At 43.3% G+C, this 23,067-nt stretch carries 16 protein-coding genes; 11 read left to right on the forward strand and 5 right to left on the reverse strand.

Annotated features, from left to right (window positions below; translation table 11 throughout):
- Window positions 1–18: 18 nt before the first annotated feature.
- Together ACLTWA_RS14790 and ACLTWA_RS14795 are read left to right on the forward strand one after the other, a co-directional pair.
- Window positions 19–1,167 (forward strand): TolC family protein, encoded by a 1,149-nt coding sequence (locus ACLTWA_RS14790; protein ID WP_412328671.1) that lies wholly within the window; start codon window positions 19–21, stop codon window positions 1,165–1,167.
- Between the two features lie 4 nt (window positions 1,168–1,171).
- On the forward strand, window positions 1,172–2,389 hold the full coding sequence (locus ACLTWA_RS14795) for a hypothetical protein (protein ID WP_412328672.1): 1,218 nt from the start codon (window positions 1,172–1,174) through the stop codon (window positions 2,387–2,389).
- On the opposite strand, the gene spoIIR is transcribed toward ACLTWA_RS14795, so the two are convergent.
- Complete coding sequence (gene spoIIR / locus ACLTWA_RS14800) at window positions 2,367–3,026, reverse strand: stage II sporulation protein R (protein ID WP_412328673.1); 660 nt, start codon at window positions 3,024–3,026, stop codon at window positions 2,367–2,369. The genes ACLTWA_RS14795 and spoIIR overlap by 23 nt on opposite strands.
- Window positions 3,027–3,123: 97 nt before the next feature.
- On the opposite strand from spoIIR, the gene ACLTWA_RS14805 reads away from it, so the two are divergent.
- From ACLTWA_RS14805 to ACLTWA_RS14815, 3 genes are read left to right on the forward strand one after another with little or no spacing between them, the layout of a single operon-like run.
- Window positions 3,124–4,188, forward strand: a complete 1,065-nt coding sequence (locus tag ACLTWA_RS14805) for a D-alanine--D-alanine ligase family protein (protein WP_412328674.1) — start codon at window positions 3,124–3,126, stop codon at window positions 4,186–4,188.
- 12 nt (window positions 4,189–4,200) lie between these two features.
- Window positions 4,201–5,019, forward strand: a complete 819-nt coding sequence (murI, locus tag ACLTWA_RS14810; RefSeq protein ID WP_412328675.1) for a glutamate racemase — start codon at window positions 4,201–4,203, stop codon at window positions 5,017–5,019.
- Between the two features lie 11 nt (window positions 5,020–5,030).
- On the forward strand, window positions 5,031–5,477 hold the full coding sequence (locus ACLTWA_RS14815) for a DUF1934 domain-containing protein (protein ID WP_412328676.1): 447 nt from the start codon (window positions 5,031–5,033) through the stop codon (window positions 5,475–5,477).
- 62 nt (window positions 5,478–5,539) lie between these two features.
- Here the strand turns inward: ACLTWA_RS14815 and ACLTWA_RS14820 are convergent, their stop codons facing one another.
- A complete protein-coding gene (locus tag ACLTWA_RS14820; protein ID WP_412328677.1) occupies window positions 5,540–6,367 on the reverse strand; it encodes an AraC family transcriptional regulator in 828 nt (275 codons plus the stop codon).
- Between the two features lie 208 nt (window positions 6,368–6,575).
- On the opposite strand from ACLTWA_RS14820, the gene ACLTWA_RS14825 reads away from it, so the two are divergent.
- The 4 genes from ACLTWA_RS14825 to ACLTWA_RS14840 are packed head-to-tail and all read left to right on the forward strand — an operon-like array spanning window position 6,576 to window position 12,379.
- Window positions 6,576–9,065 carry a TIM-barrel domain-containing protein gene (locus ACLTWA_RS14825; RefSeq protein ID WP_412328678.1) on the forward strand — a complete coding sequence of 830 codons (2,490 nt, stop codon included), beginning with the start codon at window positions 6,576–6,578 and terminating at the stop codon, window positions 9,063–9,065.
- A 9-nt stretch (window positions 9,066–9,074) separates the two neighbouring features.
- Entirely contained in the window at window positions 9,075–10,094 is a 1,020-nt protein-coding gene (locus ACLTWA_RS14830) for an alpha/beta hydrolase (RefSeq protein WP_412328679.1), read from the forward strand.
- Between the two features lie 60 nt (window positions 10,095–10,154).
- Complete coding sequence (locus ACLTWA_RS14835; RefSeq protein ID WP_412328680.1) at window positions 10,155–11,543, forward strand: MFS transporter; 1,389 nt, start codon at window positions 10,155–10,157, stop codon at window positions 11,541–11,543.
- 26 nt (window positions 11,544–11,569) lie between these two features.
- Complete coding sequence (locus ACLTWA_RS14840; RefSeq protein WP_412328681.1) at window positions 11,570–12,379, forward strand: alpha/beta hydrolase; 810 nt, start codon at window positions 11,570–11,572, stop codon at window positions 12,377–12,379.
- A 56-nt stretch (window positions 12,380–12,435) separates the two neighbouring features.
- Here the strand turns inward: ACLTWA_RS14840 and ACLTWA_RS14845 are convergent, their stop codons facing one another.
- Both ACLTWA_RS14845 and ACLTWA_RS14850 read right to left on the reverse strand, forming a co-directional pair.
- Complete coding sequence (locus ACLTWA_RS14845; RefSeq protein ID WP_412328682.1) at window positions 12,436–13,056, reverse strand: superoxide dismutase; 621 nt, start codon at window positions 13,054–13,056, stop codon at window positions 12,436–12,438.
- Between the two features lie 750 nt (window positions 13,057–13,806).
- On the reverse strand, window positions 13,807–14,256 hold the full coding sequence (locus ACLTWA_RS14850) for a hypothetical protein (RefSeq protein WP_412328683.1): 450 nt from the start codon (window positions 14,254–14,256) through the stop codon (window positions 13,807–13,809).
- Between the two features lie 208 nt (window positions 14,257–14,464).
- Between ACLTWA_RS14850 and ACLTWA_RS14855 the strand changes: the two genes are divergently transcribed.
- Both ACLTWA_RS14855 and rpoC read left to right on the forward strand, forming a co-directional pair.
- Complete coding sequence (locus tag ACLTWA_RS14855) at window positions 14,465–18,340, forward strand: DNA-directed RNA polymerase subunit beta (protein WP_412328684.1); 3,876 nt, start codon at window positions 14,465–14,467, stop codon at window positions 18,338–18,340.
- 18 nt (window positions 18,341–18,358) lie between these two features.
- Window positions 18,359–22,018 carry a DNA-directed RNA polymerase subunit beta' gene (gene rpoC, locus ACLTWA_RS14860; RefSeq protein ID WP_412328685.1) on the forward strand — a complete coding sequence of 1,220 codons (3,660 nt, stop codon included), beginning with the start codon at window positions 18,359–18,361 and terminating at the stop codon, window positions 22,016–22,018.
- Window positions 22,019–22,398: 380 nt separating this feature from the next.
- Here rpoC and ACLTWA_RS14865 read toward each other — a convergent pair whose 3' ends face one another.
- Window positions 22,399–22,920 carry a hypothetical protein gene (locus ACLTWA_RS14865; protein ID WP_412328686.1) on the reverse strand — a complete coding sequence of 174 codons (522 nt, stop codon included), beginning with the start codon at window positions 22,918–22,920 and terminating at the stop codon, window positions 22,399–22,401.
- Between the last annotated feature and the right edge of the window lie 147 nt (window positions 22,921–23,067).

The following is a 23,067-nucleotide window of genomic DNA, read 5'->3' on the forward strand; positions in this document are numbered from 1 at the left end:
AGAAAAGGAGGATTAAGGATGAAGAAATGGAAACAGATCGGTGCATGTTGTCTGACAGCAGTACTCGCTGTTTCCGGTCCTGCGGCCACTGTGTGGGCCGGCAGTCCGGAATTTGCGAGAACCCCGGAAGAATGGGCAAAGCTTAGAGACAATGTGATGGAATATGATGAACTGGCAGACCTGATTCATGAATACAATGTAACGGTCCAGAAAAACCAGCTTGATATTAATGATAAGAAAAAAGATGGCCGGATCACCAGAGATGATTATGCCCAGTATTACCGGGATGCAGCCAGTGATGCGCGGAGTGCGATTACCGGAGAAAATGCGATTGCCGATGCCAATAGTGCTGTTGCAGCGGCACAGGCAGATGAAAGTGCCGATAAGAATGTGGAAGATTTAATGGTATACCAGCTCACTTACGATCAACAGGAGGCGAATCTGGTGGCAACCGCCCAGTCTTCCATGATATCTTATTTTCAGCAGTTACTGGAATTGCAGTCAGCAAAGGACAGTCTGGAATTTTTAGAAGCCCAGTACCAGTCTGCCCTTGTGAAGCTGAATGCCGGTATGGCTACCCAGTCAGATGTACTGGCAGCAAAAGAAAGCATTCAGACCACTCAGGCCACGATTGAGAAGTTAAATGGTTCTATTGAAGAAACGAGACAGAAGCTATGCATTATGCTTGGCTGGAAGTACAATGACGCTCCGGAGATCCGTGATATCCCGGAGGTGGATATGGAGCGGATCGCAGCCATGAATCCGGAAACAGACAAGGAAGCTGCGCTGTCCAATAATTACACCTTAAAGATCAATAAACGGAAGCTTGAGAATGCAATGGCAGAGATTACGAAAAGTACTCTGACCCGTACGATTAAAAGCAATGAACAGAACATTAATTCAGACCTTGTAAAGAGTTATCAGGCAGTTTTACAAGCGAAGGCTTCGTATGAGCAGGCAGTGGCAGAGTTTGAGCTGGAAAGCAAAAACATGGATACAGCGGAACGGAAACAGTCGGTTGGATCTTTAAGCAGACTGGATTACTTAAAGCAGAAGAATGCTTATAATACAAAGAACATTAATGTAAAAAAAGCACAGCTTACGCTGTTCCAGGCAATCCAGACCTATGACAACGCAGTAAACGGGCTTGCATCGGCAGGAGGCTGATCATATGAGGAATAAAAAAATTTGGCCGGTCTGTCTGGCCGCAGTGCTTACCGCCTCGTCCGTTCTTCCGGTTTATGGAGCCGTTGGACCGGGACAGGCAGAAAAGCCCATACCGGAAGGGATAACAGAGGAGCAATGGAGCAGATTGAAGGATCAGACCATTGAATTTGATGAGCTTTCTGATCTGGTAAGGTATTTTAACCCGGATTTGCAGAATAAGGTGGCTGCTGTCAATGCAAATGTTGAAAATGCAGAGTATATATATAATGAAATGCGGGGCATTGAGACAAAAAATGACATCGAAGCGCTTGAGGAACAGGCAAAGGCGCTTAAGGAGTCCGGTGAGACAAACAAGGACGGAGTTCCTATGTATCTGGTTCTGGAGGGAAGGATTAAGAGTTTAAAGACCAATGCGGATGCCATGCAAAGAACGTTAAAGAAGCTTAAGCAGCCTAATTCAAAGATTAACTTCACCATCACACAGGTCTCAAGGCAGTATGAATATTATGCCAATCAGGTGATGATCGGATATAACAATGCGGTTGCAAACAGGGCGCTGCTTCAAAAGGCAGCGGAACTAAGCAACGCTGCTTATGAGGCCCAGCAATTAGGCCAGAGGATTGGAACAGCAACAGAAAATGATGTGTTGTCTGCCCGGAAGGAAGTTCTTTCCGCACAAGCCTCCCTGATCAGCCTGGATAATACCATTGATAATCTGCGCCGTTCTCTTGGCCTTATGACCGGTTATTCCGCAGATGCGGTGCCTGAGATCGGAAGCCTTCCGCAGCTGGATATGCAGGAGATTGCTTCTCTCAATCTGGAAGCCGATACCGCAAAAGCAATTGCAAACAATTACAATCTGATTAATCTGCGGCGGGCTTCTTCCGACAAGACCACTACCGGTATGAATGCAAAACAGGATAGTGTTTCAGAAGGAGAGCAGAACGTGGCGGTTACCATGCAGGCCTATTATCAGAATGTGAAACAGGCAAAAACAGCTTATGATGCAGCCTGTACGACCTATGACAAGGCGGTTCTTGATCATGGAAAAGCAGAACGCTCCTTCCAGATGGGCATGCTAAGCAAAATCGCATACCTTCAGTCCCAAATGGCATTCTTACAGGCAGAAGGAGGCAAGCAAAGTGCTTACTCAGACCTGTATCAGTCCTATACGACCTATCAGTGGGCCGTAAAAGGCATTATCGTGGATTCTGAGCAATAGGCTTTTTATCCTTTTTATCTTTTTTCAGCAAATCAACTACTTTCAAACGAATATGGATTTTCGGACTTTCTTTATTCAGTTTTTTATAGTCGGAAGCGTCTATGGATTCCCGCAGTATTTCTTTGGAGGTATCGGGAACCACAGCATAAGAGGAATCCACAAAACAGAGCGGAGGATAAAGAACGCACCACCAGTTGCGTCCTTTGCCTTCGCCTATTTTTACCCTGACTGCTTCATAATTGCCGCAGGGGAAGACCATATCGCCATAGGTTTTGGTAGGAAAGTAGGTATTGGTCAGTTCCATATGTGCAGGATAATCATATCCCAGAGTTCTCATGTACATTTCTGCTTTTTCTTCCAGTCTGGCCTTATGGGACCTGACATAAGTTTTTGTTTCTTCTAATGATGCATTTTCTCCCATTTCCTCATATATTGTGTTTAAGAGCATGGTGCGTACTTTTAATTTTAAATTCTGATCGTCTGTGCTGTCACTGTTTGCCAGGACATGGAAGCGCAGGATTTCAGGTGCAATGCGGGCGGCCAGTGCTTCATCAGTACTTCTTCCTTCTGCCATGGAAAATAAAAGTGCAAGCAATAAGCATGTAATACATAAGAATAAATCACGTTTCTGTTTCATAGAGGGGTCTCCTTTTTTCTGGAATCTATTTGTAATTGTAACCATATGTGCTATAATATAAACGCTGTTAAATCAAGAAATTGATAAGGAGAAAGAAATGAGCAAAAAAAATGCGGTTGTACTATTTGGCGGCCAGTCATCAGAGCATGTAGTTTCCTGCATGTCGGTCATCAATGTCATTAACCATATCAATAGAGATAAATATGATTTGCTTATCATTGGAATCACAGAAGAAGGTCATTGGATCAAAACCGATTCCATCAAAGAAATTCAGGACGGAACATGGAAAAACGGCAAAATATCAGCAGTATTATCTCCGGATGCGACCATGAAAAGTGTGATTTTATTAGATGGAGAAAAAGCAGAGTATGTAAAAGCAGATGTGGTATTTCCTGTACTTCACGGATTGTTTGGAGAAGACGGAACCATTCAGGGACTTCTGGAGCTTGCAGGAATTCCTTATGTGGGCTGCGGAGTGCTGGCATCGGCAGTATCCATGGATAAATTATATACAAAGATCATTGTGGATGATTTGGGAGTCAGACAGGCAGATTACATAGCCGTGATGCGTCATCAGCTGAAGGATTTGGAACCAATTGTTAAAAAGGTGGAGGAAAAGTTTTCTTACCCGGTATTTGTAAAGCCCTCCAATGCAGGCTCTTCCAAAGGTGTCAGCCGTGCAGATGATCGGGAAAAGTTAAAGGAAGCTTTGATTTTGGCAGGTCAGCATGACCGTAAGATTCTGGTGGAAGAGATGATCGCAGGCAGGGAGATCGAATGTGCCGTATTGGGCGGAGGGAATACCCCTTTAGAGGCCTCGGGAGTTGGAGAGATTCTTGCGGCAGCAGAATTTTATGATTTTGATGCCAAGTATTATAATTCTGATTCCAAAACAGTGGTAAATCCTGAACTCCCTGACGGGGCAGCAGAAACAGTGAGAAATGCTGCAAAATTAGTATTTCAGGCGGTTGACGGCTTTGGGCTGGCAAGAGTGGACTTTTTTGTAAAAGAAGACGGAAGTGTCATATTCAACGAGATCAATACCATGCCTGGCTTTACCGCCATCAGCATGTATCCCCTGCTTTGGGAAGCAGCGGGAGTGACAAAAGAAGAGCTGGTTGACCGGTTGATGGAGTATGCGATGGACCGGGGCCGGATATAAAGGAGAATTAAAATGGCAGACAGAAATTCACCCATCGGAGTATTTGATTCCGGCGTAGGCGGTCTTACCGTTGCCCGGGAGATCATGAGACAGATTCCGGATGAAAGAATCATTTATTTCGGTGATACAGCCAGACTTCCATACGGCACCAAATCCAGCGATACAATCCTCCGTTATACCAGGCAGAATATCCGTTTTTTAATGGCTCAGGATGTAAAAGCCATTGTAATCGCCTGCAATACGGCCACGGCCTTTGCTCTTGAGACTGTAGAGAAGGAATTGGATATTCCTGTAATCGGCGTAATCCACGCAGGTGCAAAAACTGCAATCGATTCCACCCGGAATGGGAAAATTGGAATCATCGGAACCGAAGGCACCATACGGAGCGGTGTTTATACCAGAGTGATGAAGGCGATGAAAGAAGACATTGAAGTGATTGGAAAAGCTTGCCCCCTCTTGGTTCCGCTGGTAGAAGAAGGTCTGCTCCATGATTCTGTTACGGATGAGATCGCTTCCAGGTATTTAAGCGAATTAAAAGGGAAATTTATAGACACACTGGTACTGGGCTGTACCCATTATCCGCTTTTGCGTTCTACGGTGGGACGCCTTATGGGACCTGAAGTAAATCTGGTCAATCCGGCATATGAAACTGCACTGGAATTAAAGCAGATTCTGGGTGATAACCAGCTTCTGTGTGAAATAAAAGATCCTTCTCAGGAGAAATACAGCTTTTACGTCAGCGATCTGGCAGAGAAATTTACGAACTTTGCAGCTTCCATCCTTCCAGGACAGGTAAAAGAGACAAAACAGATAAATATCGAACAGTTCTAAAGGAGTTTACTATGACAAGAGATGTTCTGATCAGCATCAGTGGGATGCAGATAGCAGAAGAAGATAATCACGGCGTTAAGATGATTACTACCGGAGATTATTTTTTGAAAAACGGCAGCCACTACATTCTGTATGATGAGATCCAGGAAGGGCTTGATGGTGTCATAAAGAATACCGTTAAAATCAGTCCCTCCGGTCTTGACATTATAAAGCGCGGAAGTTCCAGCGTCCATATGACATTTGAAAAAGACAAAAAGAATATTGCCTGCTATGCAACTCCCTACGGTGAACTGATGATAGGGATAAGTACCAATGCCATAGAGGTGATTGAAGAAGAAGACCGCTTAAAAGTTCACGTGTCGTATTCCCTGGATATTAATTACCAGCATGTGTCTGAATGCGATATCGATCTTGATATCCATTCCAAGGCAACTGCGGATATTGATTTGTTAAATTAATGAAAAAACGCATACAGCTATGATCTCCTTTACCGGGAAGTCCATAGCTGTATGCGTTTTTTTTATAAGAGCGAGTCGAAGTATTTCCCCCGTTTCCTCCATTCACTGGGAGTAAAACTGGTTACTTTTTTAAATACACGCCCAAAATGACTTGTGCTGGAAAATCCGGTGCTGATACAGATATCTGTGATGCTGATATCGGTAGAATACAACAGCCTTTGTGCATGGATAATTCTTGTTTTATTAATGTACTGAACAATGGTTGAGTTGGTGTACTGTTTAAATTCACGGCATAAGTGGAAAGGGCTGATATAAAAGTGGCTGGCAATATTTTCTATGGTCAGATTGTTCATATAATTGGCATTAATATAGGAAATAATATCTGTAATCTTGTTTCGCTGTGCCTGCTTTACCTTTTCCCGTTTATTTCTGAATAGTATAATCAGCATGGTATTTAAAAGGCTCTGGCAATATTCCGAGCTGTATTGCTGCGGGTCCTGCTTTTCTACGTTAATCATATTTGCTAATTGGTAAAACTGTTTTGATTCATTCTGCTGGAGCTTATAAGCTCCGGTTGAGCCGAGCAGGGTTTGCCTTAATTCATTGGAAATGATCTCATTTTCCCGAAAGTATATAAGAAGCCGACAAAAGGGAACATTGTCTTCTCCAAAGGAATGGTGAAGTACGTATGGCTCAAAAAGGAGAAACTGGCCGGCATCTATCAGATACAGATTGTCGTTGATCAGATGATAGCGCTGTCCTGATTCCAGATAATATATTTCATAAAATTCATGATAATGGGAGGAATGCATATTATCATTCACTCCGCTGATTCTTTCTGCCGCACACGTGGCTCCGCGGTTCATACATATCTCTGCATGGTCAATCATATAGGTCTCCATTTCTCTGCAAATACAATAAAAGAGTTATAATCCGGTGAAAAATAGTTGTTGAGGTTCTTTACCCATTAATTATAATACATAAAAATAAAATAGCAAGATATGTCGAAAAAAAGCAAAAAAATGTCATTTTTTGAATAGATTCTACAGGAATTGCAGAATATAATAGATTTCAGTAAAGAATTAAGGAGGTGCAAGTTTGAAGATTTGCAACAGAGTGCTGAATATGACTCCGAAAAATAACGGATACTCGATTATAACGGACGGAGTTGAAATAAGAGTCTTATTTATGACGGATGACATTATAAGAATCCGTGCGGGATTTGACGGAACGTTTGCGGAAGAGTCTTACAGTCTGGTTATGACGGCCTGGGAAGACCGTATGGACCCTTTTCTGGGTGAAGATAGAAAACGCATTGAACCGGTCCGTGTAGAGGCAGAGGAAACAAAAGAAAAGTTTATTCTGACGGGCAGCCATTTGATTCTTGAGGTGGAGAAGGAGCCCTTTAAAATCTCTATTTACAATAAAGAAGGTGTGCGCCTTCATGCGGATATTGAGGACCTTGCGTATCTGGAGGATTCCAATCACAGGCGCATTCATACCAGCGAGATCATGGAAGGCGATTGCTTTTACGGATTTGGAGAAAAGACAGGAAAGATTAATAAGCATAAGAAAAGCATGAGTATGAGTCCCAAGGATTCCATGGGCTATGACCCGATTGAAACGGATTCCCTGTATAAGCACATTCCGTTTTATATCAAATGCAACAAAGATACAAAAATTGCTTCGGGATACTTTTACCATACCACCTATGAATGTGATTTTGACATGGGAAAAGAACATAGCAACTACTGGAAAAAGCACAGCCGTTTCCGGGCTGACGGCGGAGATGTGGATTTGTTCTTCATTGCAGGCCCCTCCATTCACAGTGTAATAGAAAGGTACACAGACCTTACAGGGAAATCCTGCATACTTCCCAGATATGCCATGGGATATTTAGGATCCTCCATGTATTACTCTGAACTGGATCACGACTGTGATGATGCGATCCTGCAATTTATTGATACGGTAAAGGAAGAACAGATCCCCATTGATGGATTCCAGCTTTCTTCCGGCTACACCGTGCTTAATGGAAAACGTTATGTATTTACCTGGAACAACAAAAGGTTTAAAGACCCCAAAGATTTCTTCCATAAGATGGAGGAGGCCGGGGTATGCGTCTCTCCCAATGTAAAGCCTGGACTGCTTTTGACCCATCCCTATCTGGAAGAGTTAAAGAAGGAAAAAATATTTGTTACAGACGGAGACGGTAAATCAGAAACCGTTGGAACCTGGTGGGGAGGAAAAGGATTATTTGCTGACTTTACATCAGAGCACACGAGGGAAATCTGGAAGAAGTACTTAAAGAAGCATGTTCTGGATTATGGGGTGACAAGTATCTGGAATGATAACTGCGAATACGACAGCATTATAGACAAGGATGCAGCCTGCAGCTTTGAAGGAGCAGGAGGTACCATCGGACAGTTAAAATCCGTTATGTCCAATATCATGTGTCACATTTCCAGGGAAGCGATCGAGGAAAGTTCTTCTGAGGTAAGGCCGTTTATTGTATGCAGATCAGGACATGCCGGAATTCAGCGGTATGCACAGTCCTGGGCAGGAGATAACTATACCAGTTGGGATTCCCTGAAATATAACATTTCTACAATACTTGGAATGAGCCTTTGCGGTGTGACCAATTATGGCTGTGATATCGGAGGCTTTTACGGTCCGTCTCCTGACGCGGAATTATTTGTCCGGTGGGTTCAAAATGGAATTTTTCAGCCCCGGTTCTCCATTCATTCAACGAATACGGATAATACGGTTACAGAGCCATGGATGTACTCCGATTGTAAACAGTATATCAGAGATGCGATCCAGTTCCGTTATCGTCTGGTACCCTATCTTTATTCTTTGATGGAACGAGCACACGTAAACGGCCTGCCCATACTCCAGCCCATGTTTGCGGCCTTTCAGCATGACGAAGCATGCTATGAAAATGGCGTGGATTTTATGGTAGGAGAGCACCTGCTGGTTGCAAATGTAGTAGAACAGGGACAAAAGCAGCGTGATGTTTACCTGCCGAAAGATGAAGTATTCTACGATTATTATACCAGAGAGAAATATACAGGCGGTCAAACGATACAGCTGCCGGTGACGATGTCCAGCATTCCAATGTTTATCAGGGGCGGAGCGATCATTCCCATTGCAGAAAATCAGATGTTCAACCTGCATAAAGACCAGGTGACCAGCCTGCATTTGATTATGGCTCCTGACAAAGATGGAGAATTTGACTTTTATGAGGATGACGGTATTACCATGAATTATAAGAACGGAGAATTCTTAAAGAGCCATATCACCATGAAGGCCGGAGAGCGGGTCAAAGTTACGGTAAAAAAAGAAGGAACCTACCTTTCTCCAATAAAGAGCATCATCGCAGATATGATCCAAACGGAAAAGGCACCGTTCTGGATCAGACTGAATGGAGAGATGCTGGAGCATTATCAGCATCGTGCAAAATTTGAAGCTGCACCGTCCGGTTGGTATTACAGCCGGAGGCTGCGTTCCGTACTGATGAAATACGATAATCCGCAAGGAGATTATGAGCTGGAAGTTTCGTTTGAACAACTTGATTTTCTTGGAATGTAAGGAGATACAATGCTTGAAAATGTCACTTTGGAAACAACCATCGGTGAATTGACAAAGAATGAAAAGCTGGAGCAGATTTCTGATTATTTGTTTACCCATATGACCGATGATGTGTTGGGGAATACCATTGCACATTATAATAATGAGATGTGTGGGATCATACCTTCGCTGGAGCGGGTCTGTGAAGTTACCGGATCAGGAAGGAACATCGTATATAACGTATATTCCAAAGAGCAGATTGCCGGTTTACCGGAATTAAACGAGGCTAAACTTATTCACCTTCCCGGAGACCCGGATAAGCCGTTTGTACTAGTGTGTCCGGGCGGCGGTTATGCAAGGGAATGGGTTTTGGTGGAAGGTTATCCGGTTGCGGAACAGTTAAACCGTATGGGATATACTGCATTTATCCTGATCTACCGGACCGGTCAGACCGGACTGCTTCCAAAGCCCATGGATGACATGGCGCAGGCACTTAGATTTATTCGGAACAGGAGTTTTGAATTCCAGGTAAAGGCCGATGATTATGCTGTCCTTGGGTTTTCGGCCGGAGGCCATCTGGTCACTCAGTGGGGAACCAGGGAAAACGGATACCGGAAATACGGCCTGAAAAAGCCGGGTGCATTGTTATTAGGTTATCCTGCAATTTCCACCGATGTTTTATATGACAGTCTGCAGGGGAATAGGAATGCGGTATATACAGAAAGTATGAGGAAGTTCCTGGAGCGGACCGGAGGGGCAGGCTTTACGAAAGAATCCCTAAGAATCTACAGTGCAGAGCATTCCATGGATCAGGAGTACCCTGGGGTCTATCTTGTCCATTGCCAGGATGATCCCGTTGTTCCTGTTAAATCCAGTTATGTGATGAAAGAATGCCTGAATAAGTACCAGATACAAAATATTACAAGATTCCCGGAACATGGAGGTCACAGCTTCGGAATCGGCAATGGAACCGGTGCCTCCGGATGGCTTAAGGAAGCAATAGATTTTTGGGAACAGATAAGACAAATGGAAATAAAAAGACAGAAGTAATACATACCAGTCTTATGCGGTGGTATGTATGCAAAATGTACAGAATGGGGAGATATTATTGTGACTAATCAAAATAAAGCGGTAAAAAAGTTTGGTATTACAGATAAGCTGGGTTATATGTTTGGGGATTTGGGAAATGATTTGACATTTGTTTTGGCCGGATTGTTTCTGTTGAAGTTTTATACGGACGTTGTGGGGGTTTCCGCAGTACTGGTCGGTTCCATGATGATGATTGTCAGAATTGTTGATGCATTTGTAGATGTAACGGTTGGGCAGATTATAGACAGAAGTAAGCCGACCGCAAAGGGAAAGTTTACCCCGTGGCTGCGCCGGGTGTGCGGACCGGTAGCTGTTTCTTCCGTACTTATTTACGCAACCTGGTTGGATGGATTTTCCATGAGCTTTAAAGTGTTCTGGATGTTCTTTTCTTATACTTTGTGGAGCATCTGCTATTCCGGAATCAACATTCCGTATGGTTCCATGGCTTCTGCGATCTCCGCGGAGCCAAAGGAACGGGCCTCTCTTTCCAACTGGAGAACCATTGGGTCCACGTTGGGAGTAACCATCATTGGCGCAGTTTTTCCTTTGTTTGTATATTACGCAAATGAAAGCGGGAAATCGGTGCTTTCCGGTAATAAGTTGTTTATTGCTTCCATTGCATGTTCTGTGATTGCCGTATTCTGCTATCTTATTTGCTATGCAATGACAACGGAGCGGGTAAAACTGGAACAGGTAACAGAGAAGTTTTCATTGACTGGTCTGATCTCAGGCCTTGTGCACAACCGTTCACTGATCGGAATCGTAGTAGGTGCACTGTTTTTATTATTAACACAGCTTTCCCTTGGAAATATGGGAGCCTATATCTATCCGAATTATTTTGGCAATGCTGCAGCTCTGTCTGTATCAACCCTGTTGGGAACGATTATTACCTTTGCTCTTTCACCGTTTATTGTAAAGCTTAGTGAAGCAGTCGGTAAAAAAGAAATGGTGGTTATCTCGTCTCTTTTCAGTGCTTGCGCATTAATACTGGCATTCATTTTACACACACGTAATCTTTATGTATGGTTTGTGCTTTATGCATGTTCTTATGTGGGGATTGCCGTATTTGCTCTGGTTTGCTGGGCAATGATTACTGATGTTATTGATGATACGGAGATAAAGACCAGGGAACGGTCTGATGGTACGATTTACTCTATTTATTCCTTTTCAAGAAAATTGGGACAGGCTTGTTCGGCAGGACTGACCGGAGGACTTCTTTCAATTATTGGATATAATGCAGCTACGGCATTTGATCCGGAGATTACAGACGGAATTTATAATATTACCTGTTTGGTTCCGGCAGGCGGCTTTATTCTAATGGCTCTTTCCATAAGCTTTTTATATCCGTTAAATAAAAAAAGAGTACATGAAAATGCAGCTCAAATTAAACTGCTTCACGAAACAAAGTAGACTGAATCAGAGAGGAAGAAAAATGTATGGCAGTAATGACATGTAATTATTTTAGTTTTGTTTTAAAACGAAATACGACAATTAATGTATTTATTCCTACTCCGGAAGGAAACGAACAGATTACAAATGAGAATGTAAAAAATCATTACCGTTACAAAGAAGGCTTACCGGTAGTTTATCTCCTGCATGGCGCCTATGGAAACTACAGCTCCTGGTCCCGTTTCAGCAATATCGAGCGGTATGCCCAAAAGCACTGCTGTGCGCTTGTAATGGCCTCTGCAGACAATAATTTTTATCAGGATATGTATCTCGGTGATGCCTATCATACCTTTTTTACAAAAGAGCTTCCTGAAATGGTGACCAATCTTTTCCCCATTTCCAAAAAACGGGAGGACACCTATGTTGCCGGCTTTTCTATGGGCGGCTATGGTGCATGGTATCTGGCTCTTTCCAATCCCGATAAATACTGTAAGGCTGCAAGTATGTCCGGAGCACTGGATATTGCCACGCTGTATGAGCAAAGTATGGCAAATATGATTCCCGGCCCATTTTCCTGGAACCAGATATTTGAACATCCGGAGAAACTTAAAGGCAGTAAGGCTGACCTGTTTCGTCTCTATGATGACTGCGTAGCGTCAGGAACAGTTCCTGAATTATACCAGGCATGCGGAACCAGTGATTTTCTGTATGAATCCAACTGTTCTGTAAAAGAAAGAATGGAACAACGGAACGCAAACCTGGTGTACCGGGAGGGAGAAGGCGGTCATACATGGGATTTTTGGGATGAGCATATTCAGTATATCCTGGAATGGATGTTTCCGTTAGAGAAGAAGTAAGCATGAGATTGGTAACATAGAAAGAAGGCATGTGCTTTGCACATGCCTTCTTTCTATTATCCATTTATTACCTTATCATAATTCTCAGCCACTGCCTTCCAGTCAATAACACTAAAGAATGCTTTGATATAGTCGGCTCTTAAGTTCTTATATTTAAGATAGTAAGCGTGCTCCCAAACATCGATTCCAAGAATCGGAATAAAGCCGTTGCCCTCCATAAGAGGGTTGTCCTGGTTTGCACTGGAGGAAAGGATTAATTTGCCGTCCCGGTTGGCGGATAACCAGCCCCAGCCGGATCCGAACTGTCCTGCAGCCAAATTGCTTAACCCGGTCTGAAATTCTGAAAAGCTTCCAAACGCTTTTTCTAACTCACTGCCAAAGGCTCCTTGAGGTTGTCCTCCTCCGTTCGGGCTCATGGTGGAGAAATAAAGGTTGTGGTTATAAAATCCTCCGCCATTGTTACGAATGGCTTTCCGCAGGGTTTCATCAGAGATGCTGTCCAGGGAGGAGAGAAGAGAAGTGATTTCCTTATCTTCCATGCCGGCCTTCTGAACCGCGTCGTTTAAATTCTTTGTATAAGCTGCATGGTGCTTGGTGTAGTGAGTCTCCATTGTGAGAGCATCGATATGTGGTTCCAGAGCATCATAGGCATATGGAAGTTTTATTTGATTATACATAATAAGTTCTCCTTTCAATTTATCTATAATAAGAAAATGCTTGTATTTGGAAATAGTTAGTTAAAACTAACTTGTCTGTAGCTTGATTATATCATGTACAACCGAAATGTCAAGTGTATTTTTATATATTATAATAAAAATCTGAATTAATAAATTATTTAATGATATTTTTTGTATATTATTGGATAAAGTAAATATAAGCAGGTAACTATAATCGAGAACCAGGTTCTTTTATTCCAGGTTGATGATTGACAGAAACCGCATCATTATCAGAATTTCGTTTGTAAAATAATCTGGATTGCCGGCGATTATGATCGAATAAGATACTGTTTTATTAATATAGAAGAAACAGCCCGGTTCCATCAAATATGATTCTTTCATTCCATAATTATTTTATGAATGTCAGTGTGATATATAAAAGCAGCCATTCCATTGAAATTTGCCAATCAAAAACAAAAGCGTCTGAAGCCATGAACTTTACAAAATAATTAACGATCAACTTCCCGGAACCAGAAAAGCTGATTTTTATGAACAGATTTTAAGTAAATCATAACAAGAAAGAATCCAGCTTATGGGATTCTCCGCCTGCGCGGGTCGCCTCAGCGACATGAAACCCTACCGCCGCAGTGCGGTCCTCCCGGAGGGCTTTATGGTAAAGGACAAACTTCCTAACCATAAAAAAACACCGGAAGCGCTATGCATATGCAGCATGGCATTCCGGCGTCCACTAAGGAACCTCTTAGCAATATCCTATTTTTCGTTCTTCTTAAACCTGTCCAAAAATTTCTTCTTTTTCGGTGCTGCAGGAACCGCTTTTCCCCGAAGACTCTTTATTTCGGTTATGTAGATTCCGCTAATCACAACCTTAGCCTCTGTTTTAACCGGAAGCACTTCAAATACTTTGGCGTCAGCAATCAGAGTCATAACCTTTGGACCAACCTTGGCCTTTACGATTGGCAGCTTCGTTCTGCGCATGTACTTGGGTGTCTGCTCATACACGATCTTAGGAAGCCCTGCGTCTTTTAGCTTCATCTTCTTCTTATCAATGACCAGCATAGAAACGGTTTGTGCTGCAGCTTCCAATGCCTGCTGCTGTTCCACCTGACGCTTTTCCAGCTTCTTACCGAGAAAATAAAGGACTGCCAGAGCCACAACTACGATAAAAAGAATCACGATTAATACGTTTAAAAATGTGCTCACCGGGAATACCTCCAATAGTTCATTTTGTAAATTGGGCCTATCTGCGATAGTATACCACATTTTGTTGGAAAATACAAGTAAAAAATGCTTGACACCTTGACAACACTATGATATTATGGAATGTGCACTATTGTGGCTATGTGTGCCTTGTAGGGACATTTATGCCCAAAACAGAAACGATTAGAAAGAAAACAGGGGTGAAACGTCAATGGAGAAAAGCAGAATGCGTCCGGTCCCAGCCGGTAAGAGCCTGAGAATGAGTTTCTCAAGACAGAAAGAAGTGCTTGAGATGCCAAACCTGATTGAGATTCAAAAGAACTCCTATCAGTGGTTCCTTGATGAAGGATTGAAGGAAGTCTTTGAAGACATCTCTCCGATTGCAGACTTTGCAGGACACTTAAGTCTTGAGTTTGTTGATTTTACGTTATGTAAAGATGACATCAAGTACACAATAGAAGAATGCAAGGAAAGAGATGCAACCTATGCGGCTCCTTTAAAGGTAAAGGTAAGGCTTTGCAATAAAGATAAAGATGAAATTAATGAACATGAGATCTTCATGGGTGATCTTCCGCTTATGACAGATACCGGTTCCTTCGTGATTAACGGTGCCGAACGAGTTATTGTAAGCCAGTTGGTACGTTCCCCAGGTATATATTATGGTATCGAACACGATAAGGTGGGCAAGGAGCTTTATGCCTGTACGGTAATCCCGAACCGTGGTGCGTGGCTGGAGTATGAAACTGACTCCAATGACATCTTCTACGTACGTGTAGACAGAACCAGAAAGGTTCCTGTAACCGTTCTGATCCGTGCGCTTGGTTATGGTACCAATGCAGAGATCATTGAACTGTTTGGTGAAGAGCCGAAATTATTAGCCAGCTTTGGTAAGGACACTTCAGATAATTACCAGGATGGCTTATTGGAGTTGTATAAAAAGATCCGCCCAGGTGAACCTTTATCTGTTGATAGTGCTGAAAGTTTGTTAAATAGTATGTTCTTCGACCCAAGGAGATATGATCTTGCGAAGGTGGGAAGATATAAATTCAATAAAAAGCTTCATTTTAAAAACCGTATCACAGGCCATGTTCTGGCTGAAGATGTTGTAGATACCACAACCGGCGAAATTATCGCTCAGGCTGGAACTACAGTAGACAAGCAGCTTGCGGTGGATATCCAGAATGCGGCAGTTCCTTTCGTATGGCTGGAAGGTGTAGAGCGCAAACAGAAGGTTCTTTCGAACTTAATGGTTGATTTATCGGCTCATGTAAGTTTTGATCCGAAAGAAGCAGGTATTACAGAATTAGTATTCTATCCTGCCCTTGAAAAAATTCTGGCAGAAGTTGGCAGTGAAGATGAAGAGACCATTAAAAAGGCGATTCACAGAAATATCAACGAGCTGATTCCAAAGCATGTGACGAAGGAAGATATTCTTGCTTCCATCAACTATAACATGCATCTGGAGGAGCAGGTCGGTACGGCTGACGATATTGACCATTTGGGAAACCGTAGAATTCGTGCCGTAGGAGAACTTTTGCAGAACCAGTATCGCATCGGTCTTTCCAGAATGGAGAGAGTGGTCCGGGAAAGAATGACAACACAGGATATGGATGGCATTACTCCCCAGTCCTTGATTAATATTAAGCCGGTAACTGCAGCGGTTAAGGAATTCTTTGGCAGTTCCCAGCTTTCCCAGTTCATGGATCAGAATAACCCTCTTGCAGAGCTGACTCATAAGAGACGTTTATCTGCTCTGGGTCCTGGCGGTCTTTCCAGAGACCGTGCCGGATTCGAGGTCCGTGACGTTCATTATACTCATTATGGCCGTATGTGTCCGATCGAGACTCCAGAAGGTCCTAACATCGGTCTTATCAACTCCCTTGCTACCTATGCAAGAGTGAACCAGTATGGCTTTGTAGAAGCGCCTTACCGTGTTGTGGATAAGACAGATGCCCAGAACCCGGTTGTTACCGATGAAGTTGTTTATCTGACTGCTGACGAAGAAGATAATTTCGTAGTTGCTCAGGCGAACGAACCTCTTGATGAAGAAGGACATTTCATTCATAAGAATATTTCCGGCCGTTTCCGTGAGGAGACTTCTGAGTTCCAGAGAAAGAACATTGATCTGATGGACGTTTCTCCGAAGATGGTGTTCTCTGTTGCTACCGCTATGATTCCTTTCCTTGAGAATGATGATGCAAACCGTGCGCTTATGGGATCTAACATGCAGCGTCAGGCCGTACCGCTTTTAACCACCGATGCGCCTGTTGTAGGAACCGGTATGGAAGCAAAAGCAGCGGTAGACTCCGGTGTCTGCGTGGTTGCAAGAAACTCAGGTGTGGTAGAGCGCTCTGCTTCCAATGAGATCATTATTAAGAGAGACTCTGACGGAGGAAAAGATGTTTACCGTCTCACCAAGTTTAAGAGAAGCAACCAGTCCAACTGCTACAACCAGAAACCAATCGTATATAAGAATGACCACGTAATAAAAGGCGAAGTAATTGCTGACGGACCTTCCACACAGAATGGTGAAATCGCTCTCGGTAAGAATCCGCTGATCGGCTTCATGACCTGGGAAGGCTATAACTACGAGGATGCGGTTCTTTTGAGCGAAAGACTGGTGCAGGAGGATGTTTATACTTCTGTTCATATTGAAGAATACGAGGCGGAAGCCCGTGATACAAAATTAGGACCGGAAGAAATTACCCGTGATGTGCCTGGTGTCGGTGAAGATGCATTAAAGGATCTTGATGAAAGAGGAATCATTCGTATCGGTGCAGAGGTCCGTGCCGGGGATATCCTTGTTGGAAAGGTAACTCCAAAGGGAGAGACGGAGCTGACTGCAGAAGAGAGACTGCTTCGTGCCATCTTCGGTGAGAAGGCGAGAGAAGTCCGTGATACCTCCTTAAAAGTGCCTCATGGTGCGTATGGTATCATTGTTGATGCAAAAGTATTTACAAGAGAAAACGGTGATGAGCTTTCTCCGGGTGTTAATGAGACCGTCCGCATTTACATTGCACAGAAGAGAAAAATCTCTGTCGGCGATAAGATGGCAGGACGTCATGGTAACAAGGGTGTTGTTTCCCGCGTGCTTCCGGTAGAAGATATGCCGTTCCTTCCCAATGGCCGTCCTCTTGACATCGTTTTGAATCCTCTGGGCGTTCCTTCCCGTATGAACATCGGGCAGGTCCTTGAAATCCATTTAAGCCTTGCTGCAAGAGCGTTGGGATTCAATATATCGACTCCGGTATTTGACGGTGCAAACGAGATTGATATTATGGATACCCTGGATGTGGCTAATGATTATGTAAATATGAGCTGGTCTGATTTCCAGGATAAATATAAAGATACATTAAAGCCAGAGGTCATTGAATACCTTGGCGACCACTTAGACCATAGGGAATTATGGAAAGGTGTTCCGATCAACCGTGACGGAAAGGTCCGCCTTCGTGACGGACGTACGGGTGAGTATTTTGACAGTGCAGTTACCATTGGTCACATGCATTATCTGAAGCTCCACCATCTGGTTGACGATAAAATTCATGCCCGTTCCACAGGACCATACTCTCTGGTTACCCAGCAGCCTCTGGGAGGTAAAGCTCAGTTCGGCGGACAGCGTTTTGGAGAGATGGAGGTTTGGGCTCTTGAGGCTTATGGAGCTTCCTATACACTGCAGGAGATCATGACTGTGAAATCCGATGATGTGGTAGGCCGTGTGAAGACATATGAGGCGATTATCAAGGGTGAGAATATTCCTGAGCCGGGAATTCCGGAATCCTTTAAAGTATTGTTAAAGGAACTTCAGTCACTGGCACTGGATGTAAGAGTGCTGCGTGATGATAATACGGAGGTTCAGATTGCGGAAAGTCTGGACTACGAAGAAACAGATTTAAGAGCCATCATTGAAGGCGAAAGACGTTACCGTGATGAAGAATCCTTTAGTGAATTCGGTTATCAAAAGCAGGAATTCAAGGATCAGGAACTGGTAACTGTCAGTGAAGATGAGGCTGAAGACATTATCGACGATTCTTTTGAGGATTTCGATGAGCCGGATATTGACGATTCAGACGAATTGGACGAAGAATAATAGAAGGGAGAACCGCTCATGCCTGAGAATAATGAAACTTACCACCCAATGACGTTCGATGCCATAAAGATTGGTCTGGCATCCCCGGAGAAAATTCTGGATTGGTCTCATGGTGAAGTAAAAAAGCCTGAGACGATTAACTATAGAACTTTAAAGCCGGAAAAAGACGGTCTGTTCTGTGAACGTATTTTTGGACCGAGCAAGGACTGGGAATGTCATTGTGGAAAATATAAGAAGATCCGTTATAAAGGCGTTATCTGTGACCGCTGCGGCGTTGAAGTAACAAAAGCAAGTGTCCGCAGAGAACGTATGGGACATATCCAGCTTGCTGCCCCTGTTTCCCATATATGGTACTTTAAGGGAATTCCAAGCCGTATGGGTCTGATTCTCGACATTTCTCCCAGAACCTTAGAGAAGGTGTTGTATTTTGCGTCTTATGTTGTGCTTGATGCCGGGAATACCGGACTCCAGTATAAGCAGGTTTTATCAGAAAAGGAGTATCGGGAAGAGACAGAGAAGTACGGCCACGGCGCTTTCCGGGTAGGAATGGGTGCAGAAGCTGTTCTGGAGCTTTTACGGGCCATTGACCTTGAAAAGGACTCTGAGGAGTTAAAGAAAGGCTTAAAGGATGCGACCGGACAGAAGCGTGCAAGAATCATCAAGCGGCTGGAAGTGGTAGAAGCATTCCGTAATTCCGGTAACTTACCGGAGTGGATGATCATGACCGTTGTTCCGGTGATTCCTCCGGATATCCGTCCTATGGTACAGTTGGATGGCGGCCGTTTCGCTACTTCTGACTTAAATGATTTATACAGAAGAATCATCAACCGTAACAACCGTCTTGCCCGTCTGTTAGAGCTTGGTGCTCCGGACATCATCGTGCGTAACGAAAAGCGTATGCTTCAGGAAGCCGTTGATGCCTTAATCGACAACGGCAGACGTGGAAGACCTGTAACCGGACCGGGAAACCGTGCGCTGAAATCCCTTTCTGATATGTTAAAGGGTAAACAGGGACGTTTCCGTCAGAACCTTTTAGGAAAGCGTGTAGACTATTCCGGACGTTCTGTTATCGTCGTTGGACCGGAACTTAAGATTTACCAGTGCGGTCTTCCAAAAGAGATGGCTATTGAGCTATTCAAGCCTTTCGTTATGAAGGAGCTGGTTTCTAACGGAACCGCTCATAATATAAAGAATGCCAAAAAGATGGTAGAGCGTCTTCAGACAGAAGTCTGGGATGTACTGGAAGATGTTATTAAAGAGCATCCGGTTATGTTAAACCGTGCGCCTACCCTTCATAGACTGGGAATCCAGGCTTTTGAACCGATTCTTGTAGAAGGTAAGGCGATTAAGCTTCATCCGCTGGTATGTACTGCATTTAATGCCGATTTCGATGGAGATCAGATGGCTGTTCATCTTCCTCTCTCTGTAGAAGCACAGGCAGAATGCCGCTTCCTGCTGTTGTCGCCCAACAACCTTTTGAAACCTTCTGACGGTGGCCCTGTGGCTGTTCCTTCCCAGGATATGGTCCTTGGTATTTACTACCTGACCCAGGAGCGCCCCGGTGCAAAGGGAGAGGGAATGGTATTTAAGAGCGTGAACGAAGCAATTCTCGCTTATGAGAACCAGGCAGTTACCCTTCATTCCAGAATTAAAGCCAGAGTAACCAAGAAAATGGCTGATGGTACTATGAAGAGCGGCGTTGTAGAATCTACAGTAGGACGTTTCATCTTCAATGAGATCGTTCCTCAGGATCTTGGCTTTGTAGACCGTTCCATCGAAGGAAATGAACTTTTGATGGAAGTGGATTTCCATGTAGGCAAAAAGCAGTTGAAGCAGATTCTTGAGAAAGTTATTAATGTTCATGGTGCGGTTCAGACAGCGGAGACTCTGGATGACATTAAAGCCATTGGTTATAAGTATTCTACCAAAGCGGCTATGACTGTTTCCATTTCCGATATGACCGTTCCGGAGAGCAAACCGAAGCTGATTGCAGATGCACAGGCAACGGTTGACCAGATTGCAAAGAACTTCCGCCGTGGTCTTATCACAGAGGAGGAGCGTTATAAAGAAGTTATTGACACATGGAAAGTCACTGATGATCAGCTGACCCACGACCTGTTGACCGGACTTGATAAGTATAACAACATCTATATGATGGCGGATTCCGGAGCCCGTGGTTCTGATAAGCAGATCAAACAGCTTGCTGGTATGCGTGGACTTATGGCCGATACAACCGGTCATACCATCGAACTGCCCATCAAGTCCAACTTCCGTGAAGGGCTCGACGTATTGGAGTACTTTATCTCTGCTCATGGTGCCCGTAAAGGACTTTCCGATACAGCTCTTCGTACTGCTGACTCCGGTTATCTGACCAGACGTCTTGTTGACGTTTCCCAGGATATGATCATTCGTGAGATCGACTGTTGTGAAGGCAAGGATATTCCGTTTATGGAGATCAAGGCATTTACCGACGGACAGGAAACCATTGAAGGCCTTGAGGAGCGTATTACGGGTAGATTTATAGCGGAAACCATTACGGATCCAGACACTGGTGAAGTGATTGTGAAAGCAAATCACATGTGTACCCCGAAGCGTGCGGCTATGGTCATGAAGGTGCTTGAGAAGACCGGCCGTGATTCCATTAAGATCCGTAACGTATTGACCTGCAAATCCCATATGGGTGTTTGTGCAAAATGTTATGGTGCCAACATGGCAACCGGCCAGCCCGTTCAGGTAGGCGAAGCGGTTGGTATTATCGCTGCTCAGTCCATTGGTGAGCCTGGAACCCAGCTGACCATGCGTACCTTCCATACCGGCGGTGTTGCCGGTGGCGATATCACACAGGGTCTTCCCCGTGTCGAGGAGCTTTTTGAGGCACGTAAGCCAAAGGGTCTTGCCATCATCGCTGAATTCGGCGGAGTGGTAACCATCAAAGATACAAAGAAAAAACGTGAAATCATTGTTACCGAGAATGAGACCGGCAATTCCAAGACCTATCTGATTCCTTACGGATCCAGAATCAAGGTTCAGGATGGCCAGGTGCTTGAGGCGGGTGATGAACTGACAGAAGGTAGTGTGAACCCACACGACATCTTAAAGATCAAAGGCGTTCGTGCTGTTCAGGATTATATGATCCAGGAAGTACAGCGTGTATACCGCTTACAGGGTGTAGAAATTAATGATAAGCACGTTGAGATGATTGTAAGACAGATGCTTAAAAAGATTAAAATCGAAGAAAGCGGAGACAGCGAAGTCCTTCCTGGAACCTCCATGGATGTGCTGGATTACAATGATTTAAATGAGGCACTTCTTGCAGAAGGCAAAGAACCGGCAGTAGGAAATCAGGTTATGCTTGGTATTACAAAGGCATCTCTGGCTACTGACTCCTTCTTGTCTGCAGCATCCTTCCAGGAGACCACAAAGGTACTGACCGAAGCCGCTATTAACGGTAAGGTTGACCACTTAATCGGCCTTAAGGAAAATGTTATCATCGGTAAGCCGATTCCGGCTGGTACTGGTATGAAGCGTTATCGTACCATTAACTTGAGCACAGATGCTGCTTGCGAAGAAGATGATGAGATCCTGTTATCTGAAGATGATGAGATTTTATTATCCGATGACCAGTTTGAAGAAGCGGAAGAGATTTTAAGCATTGAAGAAGATATAATAGAAGAATAAGATTAAAAAAGCCCTGACAGGTATTACCTGTCGGGGCTTTTGAGAATGGATATTATTTCCTCATATCCACTGTTGAATATTTTCAATAGAGTATAAATATTTATTTGGTGATATCGTGTTGATCTGTAATATCTTTGCCTTTCTGACCGATTAGGTTCAGATGGTTTAGATTGGTTCTCAATGAATTGATACCATTATAACCTTGCACCGAAAACTATCGATAATATTTTATAATAATTATTTTCTTTAGAGCATTTTATCTTATTATTGAATATAGTCTGAATCAGACCAACTTCACTCTTAAATACATATAGCTTAAAAGAATACTATTTTAGCCTACATAGACCCCAACAATATTAAGCATTCTGCCTTAATATCTCCTAGCCGTAAACCTGTTCTATAACACGTGATAATTGTCCTTTAAATTTATTAAAAACGACTACTTCTCCATTAGTAATATTTAATACTACATTTTCATCGTCAATAACTGACTCGTATCCTAACCTTATACTTTTTATTTCATATTCGTGCTGAATTTCAATAAGTCTATTAACTAGACTTATAACTTTAAATTTTAGAATATTGGTATCTTTAGTGATAAAGTCATGCTCACAAAAGTTAAGTATAATATCGCCTAAATCAGCATCGAAAGACATAACTACCATAACATTAGTTATATTTTCGCCTAGTGTCAGCTTTTTTACAAAAATGTTTGCAGTATTAGGAGTGGAAAAATAGCTTGCTAAGTTAGAAACATCGCCATACTCCTTATCTGTATTTTCAAGTTTATCAAAAAAATGAGAAGAAATAACTGAATCAGTGGTAATTTTTAATTCCTGCCTTAATATTGAATCAATATATTGTTTATTAATATCAGCTAGAACGATTTCTAAATACTCCATTCTTAGTCCCCTACTTAATTTGGTCAATGAACCCTTTAAATTTACTATCTAAATTTAGTCGTAAGCCTCTTCCGTCTGGTAAAAGCTTTTCCCAAAATTGAATGCCTCGGTCGGTAGTAAATATCTTAAATTCTCCAAGACCATTTA

The organism is Lacrimispora sp. (assembly GCF_046972725.1).
Lineage (GTDB): Bacteria > Bacillota > Clostridia > Lachnospirales > Lachnospiraceae > Lacrimispora.